The organism is Candidatus Effluviviaceae Genus V sp. (genome assembly GCA_014728125.1).
Taxonomy (GTDB): Bacteria; Joyebacterota; Joyebacteria; order Joyebacterales; family Joyebacteraceae; genus WJMD01.
Genome location: WJMD01000141.1, coordinates 17267 through 36209 on the forward strand (window position 1 = coordinate 17267; position 18943 = coordinate 36209).

Here is an 18943-nt window from a genome sequence, read left to right on the forward strand (position 1 = left end):
CCCACCACACGTACCGCGTTTACCTGATGACCATGACCTTGCGAGTGACAACCTCAGAGCCCGTGTCGATGGTCACGATGTACATACCGCTCGCCACGGCCTTGTCGTCGTCGTTCATGAGGTCCCACTGCACGTCGGTGCTGCTGCGCTCCTCACTGACCTCTGCCGTGAGGTCCGCAACCAGCGCGCCGAACATGTCGTAGACCATGACCTCAGGAGTCCCCTCGGTGTCGCCGATGGCGATCGTGATGCCCTCGCACCCCTCGCTCTCGCGGCAGGGGTTCGGGTAGGCCACGATCTCGTCACCACGCGCGATGGAGACGGTGACTTCCATCTCCTCGTCGTCGACGAGATCCTCGTCGAGCGTGATTCCGAAGTCACCGGCGTAGTCCTGACCGAGCAGACCCTCCGGCACCGCGATACTGAGCGTGAACATGGCGCTGTCGCCCTCGGCGATCGCCTGCGTCGCAGGCTCCACCTCGATCGACTCCATCGGGATCATCGAGCCCGTGTAACCGACCAGGTCATCCTTGACCAGCGTGACCCTGCCGGCGACGAGATCGACGTTACCCGTGTTCCTCACCCAGATCTCGGTCTCAACCGCTCCGCCGGCCTCACCGTCGACCTCCGGCGCATCGCCCGCGAAGGCGACACCCGGCAGCTCGGTGATGACCACCCAGAGGTTGAAGTTGTCGGCGATGTCACCATCAGCAGAGACGGTGACCGTCACCGGATAGGTGCCGGCGCTCACGCCCGGATCCGTCCACGTGACCTCGACCTCGCCATCGGCGTGATCGCCGAAGCCGACCGTTCCGTCGATCGTCACGTCCGCCGAGACGCCGCTCGGCAGGCCGGTGACATCCGCGGCCTCGACGTTCTCGAGATCGCAGTTGCCCAGGTTCGTGAGCCTGAACTCGCCTGTCGTCGAACCACCCGGCTCAGGCGTCAGCGTCATCTTGTTTCCGACGACGTCGAGCGCGCTGTCCATGATGTCGAGAGCAGGCACGCAATTCACCTCGACCCAGAACTCGAGCGAGTCGTACTGGACGCTGCCGTTGGCGAAGAGGCTGACCCAACCCTTGTAGGTGTCGGCCCGCTTGCCGTCCGGCACGGAGGCGCAGATCTCGAGGTACTCGCTCTCACCGGCCTCCAGCATGCCCGCGAAGGCATCGTCGTGGAAGTCGATGGCGCTTGCCGCGAGCACGCCGCCGTACATGTCGCCGTCCAGGTTCGCCTCAACCTCGAACTGGATGTCGTCGAGGGTCTCGTTGCCGTCGTTCGACACGAGCACCTCGTCACAGATCGTCGCGTCGGGGTCCGTGTTGAGGATCATCGCATCGTCGCCGAAGCTCGCGGCGAAGAGCTGATCCACCTGGACCTCGAGCGTGAACGTGTCAGTCAGACCGCCGTCCGCCGTCACCGTGACCGTTGCCTCGTAGATGTCGGCAGCCAGCGAAGGATCGGTCCAGGTCACCTCGACCTCGCCCAGGATGCAGTCGTTCCAGTCGACGTCCTCGTCGACCGTCACGACGGCCGAGAGCCCGGCCGGGAGACCGGTGACCGTTGCATCGACGCCCGAGACATCGCAGTTCCCGATGTTGCAGAGTTCGAACTGCTTCGAGTCCGACATCCCCGCCATCGGGTCGAGCGACATCACGTTACCGGAGACACCGTAGGTGCCTTCCATGACGTCCATGCCCGGCACGCAGTTGACGACCACCTCGAGAGGCAGCTCGTCGAACGGCTCGCCGCCGTCGGCGAGGACCGTCAGCGTGCCCTCGTACGTATCCGCCCGCGTCCCCTCGGGAATCGCGACACAGACGTTCGTCGTGTCCTGCTCCTCCCACGGGATCGTCAGGCTCGCCGGGGTCCAGTCCACGTAGTCGGCGAGGATGATCTGGCTGTAGTCCATACCAACCAGGTTCGAAGCCTCGAACTCGACATCCTCGGCCACGTAGTTGCCCCAGTTCATGACGATGGCGTCGCCGCACTGGGTCGAGCCCGGGTCGCCCGTGACACTCCACGTGGCGGCGTCGGGGAACTTGACCTCGATGTACGGGTCGATCGTCACGATGAGATAGAAGTAGTCCATCAGGGTCTCGAGCGTCTCGCGCCTCGAGGGATTCCAGAGGACACCGTCCTCGTAATCCTCGAAGTCGACGTGCGGGGCGTACTGCATGCCCGTCGCCATGCCGCGAGTCCCGATCGGCACCACGCCGTCACCGAACTCCCACGGCCACGCCGTCGCCGCATCATCCGGCACGACGTTGAGGGTGTCCGGATGGTACGGACGATACGTGCCCGCCGGGAGCACACGCTGCCAGACCGAGTCCGGCTGCGCAGGAACCCTGACGATCATCTTCTTGGCCTCACCCTGCATCAGGGTGTCGCCCATGTCGCCGTAGAGATCGACGTCGATCGAGTACATCAGATCGGTCGACCGGTAGACCTGGAAGGTCATCGGCCCGCCGACCGGCTCGCCGTCCGGCGTCGTCTCCATCGGGATCTTGTCGAACCGCGACGAGACCTTCGTGCCGGTCACGCCGTCGGACGTGTCGTAGAACCAGAAGTCGAGGAGATCCTCGCCCATACCCTTGGGAGCATCCCACGGGTCGACGTTGTTCTTGACCATGCCCTCGACGTTCCAGAACTGGACCTCTTCGATGACCTCGCCGACATAGTTGTCGGGATCGATGCCGATCGTCAGCTCGTTCCCGTCCATGTTGGCGTAGTCGTCGTCGATGTCGAAGTCCGGCTGCGTCAGCCAGAAGACGAGGCGGAGTGTGTCCGAGACCTCATCAGCCTGCCAGACGTTGTCCGGATCGGTCAGCGGACCGCCGGCGCCGTGGATGTCCTCGAAGATCCTGACGACACCACTGTAGACGCCCGCCGGAAGCTCTGTGGTCTCGATCATCACGTTGAACGAATCGGTCGTCGCGAGATCGAAACCGTTCTTGAGCGGCGACGTCACCTGGTCCCTGTTCTGGAACCAGATCGACGTGGTCGGATCCGCCGGACCTGACGTGAACTCATACTGGGCCTCGATGTCGCCCGTGAGGTTCACGTTGCCCTGCGGGTCGTTCCACCACGGCACATCCCAGATCCGGTCGATCCAGGGGACTGCCGGCTGCATGTTGTAGTCGTTGATCCCGTCCGCCGTGCCGGTGCCGTACGGCCAGTAGGGGCCGACGCCGTCCGGGTAGGTGTTCGGATTCGCGACGCGGAACATGCCGTAGACCGTATCGCGGTGCACCGGAGCCCCGACCAGGTGCATCTGGGTCGTGTCCGGACTCACACCCGGCATATCCCACGGAGCCGAACCGCCAACACCGCGCGGATCGAGATAACCCTCCGACGGGATCGCATCCCAGTCACAGATGTCGAGGTCCTTGTGCGGGGCGACGTAGACGCGGAGCGTGATGTAGTCGTCCGGAAGCTCCTGCTCCAGATCGCGCCTCGTCTCGACCTGCACGTAGCCGACGTACCAGCCGGGCATCGCACCCCACGGCACATCGACCGTCACGTCGATCTCCTCGGACGTGCCCGCGGCGAAGCCGTTGATCACGTCCTGGTTGAAGCTGACGTGCGAGTAGTGGATCCAGTGCATCGTGCTGGTGTCCGGAACACTGTAGGCGTCCGCACCCCAGAGCGGGCCGGCCCAGTGAAGCGACGTCGCGCGCACATAGACGCTGTCGAGCGACGCGGCACTGGAGGGACCGTCGAAGGCGTCGGGGTTGTTCCCGCCGTCAGTGTGCCAGACCTCGAACGTCGACGTGTCGTTCGAACCCGGGAGGATGCCGGTGCCGGCAACGCCGATATCCAGCGTGTCGTCGACCGCGTCCTCAAGATCCGGATCGATGTCGATGTCCCAGTCGCCGGTGCACTTGGACAGAGGATCGGAGTCGGAGCCGTCCGGCTCGCCGCCGCGGTCGGTGTCCCACTCGTTCGGGTCGGCCTCACCGATCGTCGTCCAGTCGGACGAGCAATCGTTGAAGACGTCGTTCCCGTCGCGGTTTCCGTCCTCGTCCTTGTCCTCGGTGCCGTCCGTCAGACCGTCGTCGTCGGTGTCGTCGTCTGCCGGATCGGTCGTGTAGGCGCCGCCGTCCACGGTGTCGTAGATCGTGCCCGGCCAGCAGGCGCTGCCCGAGCCGTAGTCCGTGTCGGTCGGCATCCAGTCGGACTTGGCGTTCCCCATCGACGTCTGGAGACCGAGCTCCAGACCGTCCGGGAGGACATCATCGTCGGTGTCGCAGTCCATCGCCATCGCGATACCGAAGTAGTCGATCTCCCAGGAGTCGAAGAGGCCGTCGTCGTCGCTGTCGTCGTCCATTGGATCGGTCTCAGCAAGCGACGTGATGTCGGCATCCTCGCCGTCCCAGTCAACGTCCTCGAGCGGATCCCACGTGCCGTCGAAGTCCGAGTCCACGTAGCGCGGGTCGGAGTTCTGCGTGCCGTCGGCGTCCCAGATCAGCGGATCGTCGTCGGTACCCGGCGTGGGAGGCGTCGTCCCCATGTCCATGAAGAGGATCGTGTCGCGCCCCGCCTCGAACCCGTCGTGGTGGTAGTACGCAAGACCGGACACCCAGCCATCGCCGTCTGTGTCACGGCTCTGGTTGTCGACGCCGCAGTCCGTGTAGGTGATGGCGACCGTGTCGCCCCGACCACCGCAGCTCCAGCCGATCGTGTGCCAGAACGGGTGGTAGTACTCCTCACCGTCGTACAGACCGTCGTCGTCCGTGTCCATGTCGCGCGGGTCGTAGATGGCCAGACCCTTCTCGAGCGGGTCCTCGAGGTAGTCGTTGTCGCGGTCGCCGTCGAGAATGTCGACGTAACCGTCGCCCTCGAGGTCGTCGCTCGTCTCGGCACCCTCGGCCGAGTCGAGGATCCAGTCGTTGTCGCTGTCAACATCCATCACGTTCAGGATGCCGTCGAGGTCGCAGTCGGCCGCTGCCTCGACGTTGTCCGGGTAGTCGTCGACCCCGCTGAACTCACCGAGGTAGTCGTCGTACCCGTCGAGGTCGGTGTCGGCACGGTTCGGGTCGGACACGTAGTCCACACCGTCGAACTCCGCACCGTCCTCGTAGCCGTCCTCATCCTGATCGAGCGCGAACGCACCGTTCGACTCGCAGCCCTGCTCGTACTCGTGAGCGTCGGGCAGACCGTCGCCGTCGGTGTCGGCGTCGTACGGGTCGGTCGGATCACCGGAGTTGTCGCACCAACCGCTGTAGCATCCGCCGACCGAGGCAACCGCACCGTTGTACTCGTAGTAGTCGTACAGGTTGTCACCGTCGGAGTCGCGGTTCTGCGCGTCCGTCTCGCCGGCCAGCGGCTCGTACAGGCCGTCGGCGTCCAGGTCCTCGTCGCCGTCCTCGATGCAGTCGAAGTCGGAGTCAACGAGGCGCGGATCCGTCATCGTCGTCGGATCCTGGTCGCCGTCGCCGAAGGTCGGCTGGTCGGTGTCGGCGCCGATGTTGTTGTCGATGCCGTCGACGTAGTAGTAGCCGACCTCGAGTCCGTCATCCAGACCGTCACCGTCCGAGTCCATGTTCCGCTGGTAGGTGCGGAACGTGCGCTCCGGACCGTCGTAGATGCCGTCGTCGTCGGTGTCGCCGTCCTCGGGATCGGTCTCCGCCGTGTAGCTCGTGGCGTAGCCCGTCGGCGAGTCGAGCACACCGTCGCCGTCCTGGTCCTCCATGCCGTCCCACAGCTCGTCCTCGTCCATGTCGAAGTCCGTGGGATCGTAGCCGCGGAGAACCTCGGTGTTGTCGTTGAGACCGTCGCCGTCGGTGTCCCTGACGTGCGGATTCGACGAGATCGGGTTCGACACGATCTCCTCGTAGTCCGTCTCGCCGTCGGAGACCTCGAGGCCGTTGTCGGTCTCGGAATGCATGGTCAGAGGACTCGTCGGCCAGCTCTGGTCCTCGCCGTCGACGTCGAACCACTCGACCACCGGCGAACCGGCCGTCAGGTTCGGAAGCGTCGGATGGAGCTCGTCGCCGTCGTAGAGGCCGTCGCCGTCGTGGTCCTGATCGAGGTACATCGTGCCCGTCGCCGTGCCCTCGAGGATGAACTCCTCGATGTCCCACAGGCCGTCACCGTCAGAGTCGACCGGCGTGTACGGCACCGCGCTGAAGTCACGCGCGTCGAGCGGGTCGGTGCCCCTCGCAACCTCGGAGAAGTCCGTGTAGCCGTCGCCGTCCGTGTCCGGATTCCCCGGGTGGAGCGGCTGATCATCGACGAAGCGGACACCCCGCTGCGCGTTCAGATAGGCCACATAGTCGCCGTAGGCGACCTCCGTACGATCGTGGAAGTCGTAGTAGTCGTACGCCGGCGTTTCACCGGGCGAGTGCTGCTCGCGCCAATCGGAGTCAGGATCGAGGATGTTCGGGAAGCCGTCGGGGATGAGCTCGTCATCCGTGCCGCCTTCCGTCCACGTCCAGTCAACCGTGTCTCCGGCCGCGTCGATGTAGTAGCCGCTGATCGTCTCACCGTCGAGAATGCTGTCGCCGTCGGTGTCCGGATCGAGCGGGTTGGGGAACGGGGTCGGGAGGTTCGGAGCCCAGACCATCCAGAGGGCGACCTCGTCACCGTCGTTGATGTAGTCGTCGTCGGTGTTCGGGTCGAGCGGGTCGGTCCCGTACGTCAGGACTTCCTCGCCGTCCTCGAGACCGTCGTCGTCGGTGTCCTCGTCATCGGGGTCGGTGCCCCAGACCCAGACCTCGGCGCCGTCGGCCAGACCGTCGTCGTCCGAATCCCAGTCCGCCATGCTGGTGTTGTAGCTCGCCTCGTCACCGTCCCAGATACCGTCGCCGTCCGCATCCCGGTCGAGGGCGTTCACCAGCGAGTCCTTGTAAGGAAGCGGGTTCGACGCGTCGGTGTTGCTGTTGACGCGGTCGACCGTGCTCGCACTGCCTGTCTCCGCCTCGTTGATGCCGTCACCGTCGGTATCGGCATCGTCGAAATCGGTCTTGTAGGTGTAGACCTCGTCGCCCGCGTCGATCCCGTCGCCGTCCAGGTTCCCGGCCGTCGGGTCGGTGCAGGTGATCGAGATCTCGAAGTTGTCGCGGAGACCGTCGTCGTCCGTGTCCTCATCATAGGCATCGGTCACGTAGCCGTCCGAGCCCGTCACGCGCTCCTCGCCGTCGTCGATACCGTCGTTGTCGCTATCGAGATCGAGAGCGTTGATCAGGCCGTCACCGTCCGTGTCGAGCCCGGTGTGCGGATCGTCGGGGTCGAAGCCGGCCGTCGGGTTCTCGGTGTCGTCCGAGAAGCCGTCGCCGTCGGTGTCGGTGTCGTTCGGATCGGTCTTGAACCACGCGACCTCCCAGCCGTCGGCCCAGCCGTCACCATCGGTGTCGTCGGCCACGTTCGGCGGGGTGCCTGCCGTGTTGACCTCATACCCGTCCGTGAAGCCGTCGTCGTCCGTGTCCCAGTCGTACGGGTCGGTCGGCGCGCGGCCGGCGGGCGAGGTCTCGTCCTCGTCGATCAGACCGTCGTTGTCGCTGTCGTAGTCGATGGCGTTGTTCATGCCGTCGCGATCAACGTCGTTCCGGTCAGCGTAGTCGTCGTAGTCCATGTGACCCGGATCGAGAGGCGGGTAGTCCGTGTCCAGTTCCTCGAGATCCGTCTGGTCGTCGTCGTCGGAATCCTCATCGTACCAGTCGGTGCCCCAGACGTAGAACTCATCGCCGTCGATCAGTCCGTCCTCATCGTAGTCGGCGGTCTGTGCGACCTCGACCGGATCCATCGAGCCGCCCTGCGGATGCTGCCGCACGAGCGCGACCTCGATACCGTCGATGATCCCGTCATCGTCGGTGTCCTCGTCGAGCCAGTTGGTCTCGTCAGAACCAACGCCCTCCCAGACGCCGTCGCGATACGTATCGCCGAGCTGGACCTGCTCCTCGACGCTGTCCGGCAGGAAGTCGTTGTCGCTGTCGAGATCCAGCGCGTTGACGAGGCCGTCACCGTCAGGATCGTCGCTCACCGGGTCGATACCCTCGTCACCGTCCGAGATCCCGTCCCCGTCGGTGTCCCAGTTGTAGGGATCGGTCTCTCCGACATCGACGATACCGTCCCCGTCGACGTCCTCTTCGATATCCAGCAGTCCATCGCCGTCCCAATCGGCCTTCTCGTCGGCGATGGTCCCGTGAATACCGTGCTTGATCTCGTAGAAGTCCGGCAGCCCGTCCCCGTCAGTATCGTAGTAATACGCACCGGCCGGGGCGGCGCCGAGCACTACCAGCGAGACCAGAACCGTGAGAGAAGCGAGCGTAAGCTTCGCGCCTCTGTGCCTGCGGTTCTCTCTTGCCATCCGACAACCTCCTAAGAATGCGTGTTCGCTCCGGGTCGCTCTACCTCCAGGAGCGCTCCCGGGGCTCCGCCGGAGGAACATCGAGACCTCCTGGCAGAGAATTGCCGCCACCTCGTTCGGGTGGCGAACCTTCCAAACGCCAGTGCTCAGAATCCTATCGTTCACCTCCTATCCGCGCTGGATACGCCACCGCATAGGTGGCCTCCAAACGCAGGAACCCCCACCGTTTGTTTCTCTCTTCGTCTTCTTATCCCCTTCGTTTTCAGCACCGGTCGGTCCGGTGTTGGGGCAATCTAGCACAGGCCCGAGAAATCTGTCAACCTTCTTTTTGCCCATCACATCGGGACTTCCGGCACTCCCAAGGCGAGAGCCTTTGTCAAGTTACGAGCCTCGGGATGTGCCGCCCGAATCGCCGCTCACGCCGCTTCGCGGAACCGGTTCCGGCGGGCTCGACGCGGCCCATCGCCTCCGTCCGACGACACGCCGCTCGGTCAGCGTTCGCATCCCGATCGGCTCGCCGCTCTTCACGTAGACACGGGCGACCCTCTTGCCGATACCGCAGATGACCTCGTAGTTGATCGTCCCCACGTTCTCGGCGATCTCGTCGACCGAGATCTCAGCATCCCCCTGGGACCCGAAGATCACGACCTCGTCGCCGACGGCCGCCTCGGGAACGCCGCTCAGGTCCACCATCGTCACGTCCATCGTCACACGCCCGATGATCGGCGCGCGCACGCCCCGGATGAGCACCTCGCCCCTGTTCGAGAGACGGAAGCTCATGCCGTGGCCGTAGCCGGCCGGGATGACCGCTGCCCGCATCGGGCCCGGCGCCACGTACGTCCTTCCGTAGCTCACCGGGTGTCCCTCCGGGAGGTCCCGTATCTGCGCGATCCTCGCCTTGAAACTCATGACCGGAACAAGGTCGGCTTCCGGCCCGACGCCCAGCGACGGTCTGAGGCCGTAGATCATCAGGCCGGGACGCACCATGTTGAGCGGTCCACTGAACGACTCGCTGACACCGAGCACCGCTCCGCTGTTCGCGGCGTGCACCAGCGGCACCGCAACGCCCTTCGCCGACAGCCGGTCGACGGCCCGCAGGAAGCGCTCAACCTGGCGCCGTGTGTAGTCCGGATCCTCGTCCGACGAGGGGAAGTGCGTGAACACTCCCTCCAGCACGAGGTCCGGCAGCTTGCTGACGGCTGTGATGAACGGGATGGCGTCCTCGAACTCGACGCCGCTCCTGCCCATGCCGGTGTCGACCTCGACGTGGACGGCGGCTGCCTTGCTCCTGGCGCCGGCCGCGCGCGAGAGCGCACGGGCGATCGCGAGGCTCGGCACGGTGCAGCAGAGATCATACTCGACGATGTCCGGCGTCTCGCTCTCCATCGGAGGGCTGAGAATGAGGATCGGAGCGGCGATGCCGGCCTGCCGAAGCTCGATGCCCTCCTGGAGCGTCGCGACACCAAGCATGTCGACACCCGACTGCACGGCGACCCGCGCAACCTCGACCGCGCCGTGACCGTACGCGTCGGCCTTCACCACGAACATCACCCCGAGGTCGTCGCCCACGAGACGACGTACCTCACCGATGTTGTGGCCGAGCGCGTCCAGGTCGATCTCAACCCAGGCCGAGAAGAACACCTGGTACCTCCGTCAGTTCATCCTGCGTGTCAAGCGTCATCCCTGATAGCACAGGGCCCATTGACCCGCAAGCGATTTCGGGCCATTCAGCGGGCATCTCCCGTCCGCGGTCCGCGCGGCTGCGCCTCCTCGCGGAGAAGCACCGTTCGTCCTTCCTCGGCAGCGACCGTCGCCGGCCGCCGCCGGGGCTCTCCTTCCCGCTTCTCTTCACGATGTCAAAGAGCTGCGCGGCGCCGATCCCGTCGGGACCGTGCCGCGTCCACCGTCGTCGCCCTCTCCATTCAGGCTCGGATGGCCTACGGAAGGGGCATTGTTGCACGTTCGGGGGCGTGACGATGCAAGCGCTGTACCAAGGGTGCCTTGTTTTGGGCCCTTTCCGGTGAACGGGGGCACCGGCGAGGGCTCCCTGGGGCGCTCCCGGGTGAGCCGATCCACCCCCGAAGCCCCTAGCAAAGGAGCTTTTCGTTGAAGGGGCCCCCGGCGTGCTGTAAGGTCCGGTGGTTCCTACGAAATCGTCGCTCTTCGGGGACTGAGCGGTCATCATGTCGTTCCGTCCTTCGCAGCAACACAGGAGGAGAGGCTGTTGTGAACGAGCATTCAGCAGGCGGGTCCTTCCAGCGTCTGGTGGACCTGACCAGGACCCTGCGGTCGTCGGACGGCTGCGCCTGGGACAGGGCGCAGACCATCGAGACGCTCCGCCCCCACCTCATAGAGGAGTTCCACGAGGTCCTCGAGGCGCTCGACGCGTCGGAGGACGCCGGTCTTCGGGACGAGCTCGGCGACCTGCTCTTCCTCGTGGTGTTCATGGCACAGATCGCCTCCGAGGATGACCGGTTCGACATCGCCGGCATCATCGAGGGACTCACCGCCAAGCTGGTCCGGCGCCATCCACACGTGTTCGGCGACGCCGTGGCCTCGACGCCTGACGAGGTCAGAAGCAGCTGGGAGAAGACGAAGCTCGAGGAGTCGACTCACAGGAGCCGCCGCTCGATCCTCGACGGTCTCCCGCGCGACCTCTCGTCGCTTCTGACCGCCCGACGCATCCAGGAGAAGGCCGGTGCCGTAGGTTTCGACTGGAAGGACATCTCCGACGTGCTCGACAAGGTGCGTGAGGAACTCGGTGAACTCGAGGAGGAACTGGACGGCGGAGATGAGGAGCGACTGCGCGACGAGGTCGGAGACCTGCTCTTCTCGATCGTCAACCTGGCGCGCTTCGTCCGTGTCGACCCGGACCAGGCTCTCAGGCAGACCAACCTGAAGTTCAGACGACGCTTCGCCTGCATCGAGGAGCGGTTCGCGGACGAGAAGCTCTCGGAGGTCGGGCTCGACGAGATGGACAGGATCTGGAACGAGGCGAAGGACGCGGACGGCGAGGACAGGTAGCTCCAGACAGCTCGGACCCGCAGTGAAGGCTCCGAACGCGCTCAGCCCCCGGCTTGCTCCCGCTTCGTGCGAACGTAGTCCTCGAGGATCAGTGCGTGGTCGAAGGCGACGGGCTGCGGGGGATCCGACGGGTCTATCACACGGACGCCCGCCGCGTCGTCGCCGGCCCGCGGCGCGCCCGAGCCGGACGCGGTGAACACGACCGACATCGTGTGCATCCTCGGATCTCTGTCCGGATCTGAGTAGACACCGAACTGGCGGAGCCCCTCGAGCTCGAGGCCGGTCTCCTCGAACGCCTCGCGACGCGCGGCGTCCTCGGCCGACTCGCCGTAGTCGATGAACCCGCCGGGCAGCGCCCAGCCGCGCGGTTCGTTCTTCCTCTCGACCATCACCACCCCGCCGCCGTGCTCAATGATGATGTCGACGGTCGGGAACGGGTTCCTCGGGTGGTCGGACGTCATCGCCACTCGCTCTCCGGACATCCGTCAGAGTCCTCCACGCCGTCCAGATCCTCCGGAATGTCCGGGCACATATCGCGCTCGTCGATGATGCCGTCGCCGTCGTTGTCGAGGTCGGGTACGCCGTCCTCGTCCTCGAAGCCGTCCACGTCCTCGGGACGGTTCGGGGCGCCGTCGGCCTCGTCGGGCACGCCGTCGCCGTCGTTGTCGAGGTCGGGACACCCGTCGTCGTCCTCGAAGTCGTCGAGATCCTCCGGCCTGCGGGGACACCTGTCGACGTGGTCGCGGAGCCCGTCGCGGTCGGAGTCCGTCGAGACGATCGGCCACGAGAGGCCGACGACGAACGTCGCGCGCCAGTCCGGATAGGCGTTGTGGGGATCGAAGTCGGGCGTGTCGCGGTCGTCGCCGGAAATGCCGAAGGTGACCGCGCCCGTGGCCGACCAGCTCGACCCGAGCCGCGCGCGCACCGCGGGGGTGATCGTCAGCGGGTTCTCCTTGAGCGCGACGAGGTCACGGTCGATGACGAGGTCGCCGACGAACTCGGTGAAGAGGTCGACGTTCCGGCCGGGGAACTCGATGGCGCAGCGGAGCGCCAGGGCGTCGTTGTCGGTCGACGAGCCCCCCTCCGGCACGGCGGGGTATCCGCCGGGGAAAACCCGCCTGCCGGTCCCGGCCCCGTGGAACGCCCAGCCGACGTTGGCGTGAAGGCGCAGCGGGAGCCGGTCTGTCAGGTCCAGTGTCGCGAGAAGCAGAGCCTCCGCGTCGACGTCCGGTCCTCCCGCCATGTGGATCTCGCCGTCGCGGGTATCGACCGCCAGTCCGCCTTCGACGGGGAGTCCGACGCGACCCTCGAGCGCGAGAAGGAAGCTGCGGCTGCCGGTCGGGAGCGCCAGTTTGGCACCGACCGACGGGCCGACGAGTCCCGTCGACTCGATTGTCCCGCCGCCGGTGTCCCAGCGGGCTGCCGCGGCGGGCAGGTCGCCCGAGAACTCGAGCCAGGTCGAGACGCCGTAGCAGCCCGACAACCTGAGCCCGACGTAGCGACCGGGGTCCCCGGCGCCGAGCCGCTCCGAGAGGTCTCTCGACTCGTAGTAGTCGCCCGCGATCGCGAAAGCCAGAACGCCCGGCGTCTGAAGCTCGGCCGAGTGCACGTCCAGCAGCCCGCCCGCTCCCGTCAGGGACGGCGTGACCGCGGCCGCCTGAGTGGCGAGCGCGAGAAGGACGGCGAGCGCCGCCGCCACGAGGTGCCCCGGTAAGCGTCCGCTCACCGCGCCCCCTCCTCGCCGCCGGCGTCGGGCTCCTCGTCGCTCGCCGCCGCGGACTCGCCGCCTTCGTCGGAGCCGCTCTCGGACGCGCCGGCGACCTCACCGGCCTTCGGGGATGCCTCGCCGCCCTCCGCCACGTCGACGAAGTTCAGCCGGAGCTGATAGAGAATGTGTTCAAGGAGGCGGCTCTCGTCCTCGTTGAGGTTCCCCTCGGTCTTCTCGGACACCATCGCCAGCATGTCGATCGCATCTCTCGCGCCCTCGAGATCGACCTCGATCTCGCCGGTGACGGGATGGGCGATCTTCCCGAGCTGGTGCATGGCGGCGGCCTCAAAGGTAGCCACGAGTCTGAAGAAGCGACCGTCGAGTCCGGTCGCGCGCTTCTGCTCGTCAGTCATTCAACCCTCCGATGCGAACAGGTCTCCCTTGTGCGTCCCGTTCAATCTACGGCCGCCACCGGCACGCGTCAACGGACAAAAGCGAGGCGCCGCCACCGTTCACGGCGACGGCGCCCACTGTCGTTCCACGTTCGCTCTACTTCAGAAGAGCGATCTTCGAGACGTCCCGGTCGTCGCCGGCGACGAGCCTCAGGAAGTAGACCCCGGAGGCACAGAGACGGCCGCGCTCGTCCCGACCGTCCCAGCAGACGCTGTGTCGGCCGGGGCCTACCGGGCGGTCGACGAGCGTTTTCACGACCCGGCCGGTGACGTCGTAGAGACTGAGCGTGACGTCGCTCTCGTGGCCGGCGGCGACATTGTAGCGCACCGTCGTCGTCGGGTTGAAGGGGTTCGGTGTCGCCGTCACGAGTCTCGAGCGCCCGACGAACGCGCCGCCCTCCGGCACGCCGGTCGCCCCCTCGTCGGGATACCCGTCGCCGTCGTGGTCGATGGTCAGTGTGTAGACCGTGTCGATGGTCGGAAGCGACGCCGAGCTGTTCGACGGCGCCGAGTCGCCGCCGAGCTCGCCGTCGGGTTCCGGGTCCCAGCAGATCGACGCGACGAGCGAGAACTCGGCGTTCGCCGGGACCTGACCGGGACCGAGACCATAGAGCACGTGCCAGGGGATCGCGATCTCGCTCCCGCCGTCGACGCCGTAGTCGTGCTGCGCGTCGAACGCCGAGATGATCGAATCGGTGAGCGCCGTCGTCGTGGTCGGCGAGTCGATCGAGAAGAAACTGTCGGAGTCGTAGGCCCCCTGGTGCTGGTAGCAGCCGTACTGGAAGTCCGCGCGGAACCCCGAGGCCGTGAACATGGCGCCGCGCTCCCAGCTGTCGATAGCCGTGAGGTCGGTCTCCCCGTTCGCGCCGTCAGGGTCGGTATCGAGGTAGAGGAGCCAGCTGTTCCCGCTGACCTGCCCGTTGACGCCGAGGTAGAGGAACTCGGCGTCCCAGTCGACGTGGAGCCCGTAGAGTTCGTTCATGAGCGGCTGCTCCGGGGGATGCCAGCCGGAGTCGTCGTCGGGATCGTCGACCACGAGCGTGTAGGGCGCCCACTCCGAGTCATCGAAGTACCCATCGATCGTGATCTTCGTGTTCGCACCGTAGATGAGATCGACATCGTCCGACGAGTCGATGGCCGGGTTGCCGTTGAAAAAGACGTCGAAGAACGAGTCGGGCTCGAAGTCGAGTTCGAGTCCGCCCGGAGGCAGGGCCTCGATGAGATCAGCGATCTCCGGGGAGAGGTCGATGCGAATGACCGATGAGTCCTCGGTGTTCTCAACGACACAGGCGGGTGTCAGAAGAACGTCGGGCGTCTGGTCGTCATCGGCATCGATGCCGACGCCCGTCAGGTCGACGTTGTCGTACTGCACGACCTCGTTGAACCTGACGACGAGCCGGTCGGCCGTCGGGTAGTAGTTGCCGACCACCGGGGTCGGAGACAGGACATCGGTCAGGCCCGCCGAGAGCGCCTCGAGCTCCGCGATCTCATCCCCGACCGGGGTGCTGGTGTAGCCGGCGTAGAGGTAGAACTCGAACTGCCCCGTGCCGACGATCTCGTCGATCTCGAGGAGCGTGGCGGTCTGCGTCAGGTTGTGGGATGCTCCCCCGTCGCCCAGGACGTACGCGCCGGTCACGCCCAGTCCCGAGTAGCGCTGGCCGCAGTAGCTGCCGGTTCCCGGGTCCCACACGCGGTAGAGCTCGGGGTCCCAGATGAGACCGATGAGGTGCGGCGACCATCCGCTCTTGATGTATACGGTCTCACCACCCGCGTCGTAGACGACATCGAGATACGGATCGCCGGTCGTGAGTGACACGGTCTTCTCGACGGCGCCGCCCGAGTGCGTGAGCCTGAGCGACACGGTGCTGCCGGACCCCGAGAGCACCTCGAACGAATAGTCGTCGTGCTGGCGGTCGATGCCTCCGACGCTGACGTCCGAGAGCGCGGCGACGTGGTTCGTCTCGTTCCAGTCGCCCGCCGTCTCCGCCCAGTAGACGTTGCAGTTCCCGACGACCGAATAGCCTCCGTTGCCCTTCGCGAAGACCCAGTTTGCCTTGCCGCCTATCTCCTCGAAGACCGCCATGACGCGGTCGTTCCAGAGGACCGCCTCGTCGCGCCCGTCCTCGTCGATGTCCCAGAGCGAGCAGCCGGTCGTGTTCGTGGCGTAGGTACCCATGTCCTCGGCCCAGAGCGCGGCCTCGGCGTAGGGGTTCGCGTTCTTGATGTGGTTCGAGTAGCGGTGCTCCCAGCCGGCGATCTCACCGCCGTCGTGCCAGCCCGTCTCGTGGAGCATCGACATCATCACGTACCACGCCGTCTGTGACAGGTCGTTGTCCGGCCCCGAGGCGATCTTGTTATATGCGTACTGCCACGCCCCCTGGTAGCCCCACTTCGGATCGTGCCCGTCGAGGTTCTCCTCCCCGGTGTAGCTCGCCCAGTTGCAGTACCACGAGTTGCAGCTGCCGCCGTAGCCGTACCATTCGCCCAGGAGCCCGTAGCAGCCGTTCTGGAGCGTGATGGCGGTCGTCGGCCACGAGTCGATGAGGTCGTCGAGCTTCCACACGCTGATCTGCGTATTGTAGAGCTGACACTGCTGGAGCACGTAGATGTAGTTGTTGAGGGCGTCTGGATGCGTGACGTCGAAGCCCGCGACCTCGGCTGCGACCTCCCAGTCGTTCCCGTAGATGATGATCTCGTCGGAGGTGCCGTTCCAGATCGTGTTCATGGCGGCGCCGCCGTCGTAGTTCATCTCGCCTACGAAGTCGTTGTCGATCGGCAGGACCTTGAGACCATTGTCGAGCACGTAGACGTGGTGGTCGTTGAGGGCGTCGTTCATGTAACCGCAGTGAACGTAGTCGTCGAGGATGACCGCTTCGACGTCGTTGTCTGCGAAGTCGTCCTTGATGGTGTTGTCGATGACGCAGCACGACGCGTCGATGCCGTTGCCGTCCGAGTCCGGGTTCTCGAGCCAGGTGCGCTCGGGTACCCAGGCGACCGTCGGCCACTGCCCGTAGTACATGGAGACGAGCTGGCGATGGATGTAGACCGACCAGCTGTTCATCTCGTCGTACACGAACGGCATGATGTGCTGCGCGTACGCCGAGGTCATCATCTGGGCCCAGCCCTCGGTCACACCGTTCACGAGCGAATCATTGAATGAGGGATCGTGCCACTCGGCGCCCGTGATGAGCGTGCCCGCCATGTGGAAGTTGCCGGGGATGTCGTAGTAGTCGTGCGCGTCGAGAAGCTCGTCGAAGCCGTCGTCGGGGTTCGCCGGGTCGCCGGCATATGAAGCGTTCTCACCCTTCTCCCCCCAGAAGACGGTCGTGTAGGTGAGTCCCTGGTTTCCGTGCTGGACGAAGGCGACGTTGTGGTCTCCGCGTTCGGGCTCGTTCGTGGCCGTCATCTCATCGACGACGCGACCGTCGATGACAGCGACGACGTGATAGCGGACCGGCGTGGCTTCGTTCCCGGCCGCGGCCTTCGCCACATCGCGATACGCCGCCCTCGATACCCCGGCCGCCGTCGTGACGGCCTCCTCGAAGTCCGCCGGCAGCGGAACGGCGCACTCGATGGTGTGAATGGTCGGGTCGATGACGACATCGCTCAGGGTCTCGCTCCGGACAGACACCCCATCGGGCGTCAGCAGACTCGCGCTGAACCCGCCGCGGTCGTCGTAGCCCATCCGGACGGCGCTGTCCCAGGAAAGGGGAACGCGTGCGCCGTCCACGCCGGGAACGTCCATCACCCCGCCCGGGGCGTAGTCGGCGCAGACGATGATCTCGGTGTCCGCATCGCGGAACCAGTCGCTCTTCCCATCGAGCGAACGCATCATGAACATCCCCACGCGGAACACCAGCCGGTCGACCTGCTGGTCCACGTAGAGCGCCATGAGGTCTCCCCCGTTCCCGTCGGGGTCGGTGTCATCGTAGACCGGGTCGATGGCCTTGCAGTGGATGCCCTCGTAGTCGAGCACATAGCCGTCGGCCTCGATCGAGGCCGCACCGGCGACCGATGCCAGCGCAACGATCGCTGCCAGGGAAAGAACAACCTGCGTGCGCGTGACCATGCCTCGCCCCCTTTCCGCCCGGGCTCAGACGGACTTGCGGTTTCACTCGAAGCGTTCTTTTCTCAACTATACCACAGATGGCGCGGCTGGTCAATGATGAGCGCCCGGACCGCCCGAGAAGCCTCGGGTGCCGAGGGGCGAAGGGATGGTCCGACGCCGGGGTCTCGGGCCGACGTCACTCGGACTCGAGCCAGTCGGTCGGGAAGTCCGGGGGCAGACGGAGCATCTCGAAGATCGACGCGATGAAGGCGTGCCCCTCGTCGTCCTTGACCTGGGCGGGGTTCACGTACTCCCAGACGATCTCCTTCCGGGGAGTCACCTCGAAGGCCCTGCCCCGGTCGCTCTCCGTGATGAGCGTGTTGCCGTTCGGGAGCCGCTGATTCGAGCCGCACTCATTCGAGAAGAAGTCCCACGGGTCCTTCGTCGCGTAGAGCCAGGTGATGTCGCGTGTGACCGGGTCGAACTGGATGACGCGGGAGGCTCCGCCGTTGCCCCGGTTGTCGAAGATGAGGATGTCGCCGTTCTCGAGTACCGTCGGCTGATGCGGCTTCACCCACGGCGCCGTCGTCGCCCAGACAACGCTCTCGCGCTCGAGGTCCATCACGAGGACGGCGTCGAGTTCCCGCGGACAGATCATGACGTTGCCCGCCTCGAATCCGGGCACCCGCGACGCCAGCCTGCCGTCGAGAAGCTCGACCGTGTTGGTGTGAAGGATGTCGCCGCTGTCACGCATTGAGGCCAGAATGTCGTCGTATGTCGAGTTCTCGAGCGCCGTCACGACGGAGGTCCGTTCGAGCTCGGTGCCGTCCGGGTCGAGAACGACGACAAAGTCCTCCAGTATCGGCTGATGGGGATTGACCCTCGGGACGATGTGCGCCTCCCGCACGAGGACGTAGATGCGACCATCCTCGGCGACCTCGAGATCGTGGTGGGCTCCCTCCAGGTAGGACCAGATGAGTCTCGAGTCCTTGTCGACCTTCACCAGCCCCATCCCGTCGTAGATGCCGAGCACGTCGCCGTTCTCGTAGAGGAAGGCCCGCCGCCAGAACCCCGCGCCCTTCGTGTTCTTCGGCAGCTCGTTGACGGGGTTCGCGCGCCACGCGTCGATGAAGGCGTACTCCCACCTGTGCAGGATATTGCCCTCCATGTCCATCAGAACGGCGCCGGGGAAGTCGCCGGAGGTGTAGAAGTTGAGACCGTTCCACGCCCTCTCGGGGTCGTGCTCGGTGACACCGGCGACCTCGGGAACGGCCGCCTGCCCGGCCAGATACCCGATCGACCGGAGGCGTCTGACCTCCTCCTTCTGTTCCTCGGTCATTTCACGGTCGACCTGCATGTGCCAGCGGCCGCCCGGATCCTCCCACATCGCGAGGTCGTCC

Annotated in this window: 8 protein-coding genes; 1 reads left to right on the top strand and 7 read right to left on the bottom strand. The window is 65.7% G+C overall.

Going from position 1 to position 18943, the window contains the following annotated elements:
* Window positions 1–19: 19 nt before the first annotated feature.
* Entirely contained in the window at window positions 20–8311 is an 8292-nt protein-coding gene (locus GF405_08855; GenBank protein ID MBD3368258.1) for a T9SS type A sorting domain-containing protein, read from the bottom strand.
* Window positions 8312–8692: 381 nt separating this feature from the next.
* Window positions 8693–9952: an alanine racemase gene (alr, locus tag GF405_08860; protein MBD3368259.1), complete on the bottom strand. Its 1260-nt coding sequence runs from the start codon at window positions 9950–9952 to the stop codon at window positions 8693–8695.
* 465 nt (window positions 9953–10417) lie between these two features.
* On the opposite strand from alr, the gene mazG reads away from it, so the two are divergent.
* Entirely contained in the window at window positions 10418–11335 is a 918-nt protein-coding gene (gene mazG, locus GF405_08865; GenBank protein MBD3368260.1) for a nucleoside triphosphate pyrophosphohydrolase, read from the top strand.
* Between the two features lie 41 nt (window positions 11336–11376).
* Here the strand turns inward: mazG and GF405_08870 are convergent, their stop codons facing one another.
* The 5 genes from GF405_08870 to GF405_08890 form a co-directional block, all read right to left on the bottom strand.
* Complete coding sequence (locus GF405_08870) at window positions 11377–11796, bottom strand: NUDIX domain-containing protein (protein ID MBD3368261.1); 420 nt, start codon at window positions 11794–11796, stop codon at window positions 11377–11379.
* Window positions 11793–12578 carry a hypothetical protein gene (locus tag GF405_08875; protein MBD3368262.1) on the bottom strand — a complete coding sequence of 262 codons (786 nt, stop codon included), beginning with the start codon at window positions 12576–12578 and terminating at the stop codon, window positions 11793–11795. The genes GF405_08870 and GF405_08875 overlap by 4 nt, the downstream gene beginning before the upstream one ends.
* Before the next feature lie 479 nt (window positions 12579–13057).
* Window positions 13058–13456 carry a DUF1844 domain-containing protein gene (locus GF405_08880; protein MBD3368263.1) on the bottom strand — a complete coding sequence of 133 codons (399 nt, stop codon included), beginning with the start codon at window positions 13454–13456 and terminating at the stop codon, window positions 13058–13060.
* A gap of 136 nt (window positions 13457–13592) precedes the next feature.
* Window positions 13593–17564, bottom strand: coding sequence for a hypothetical protein (locus GF405_08885; GenBank protein MBD3368264.1), 3972 nt, complete (start codon window positions 17562–17564; stop codon window positions 13593–13595).
* Between the two features lie 175 nt (window positions 17565–17739).
* A partial coding sequence (locus GF405_08890) for a hypothetical protein (protein MBD3368265.1) occupies window positions 17740–18943 on the bottom strand: 1204 nt, incomplete at its 5' end.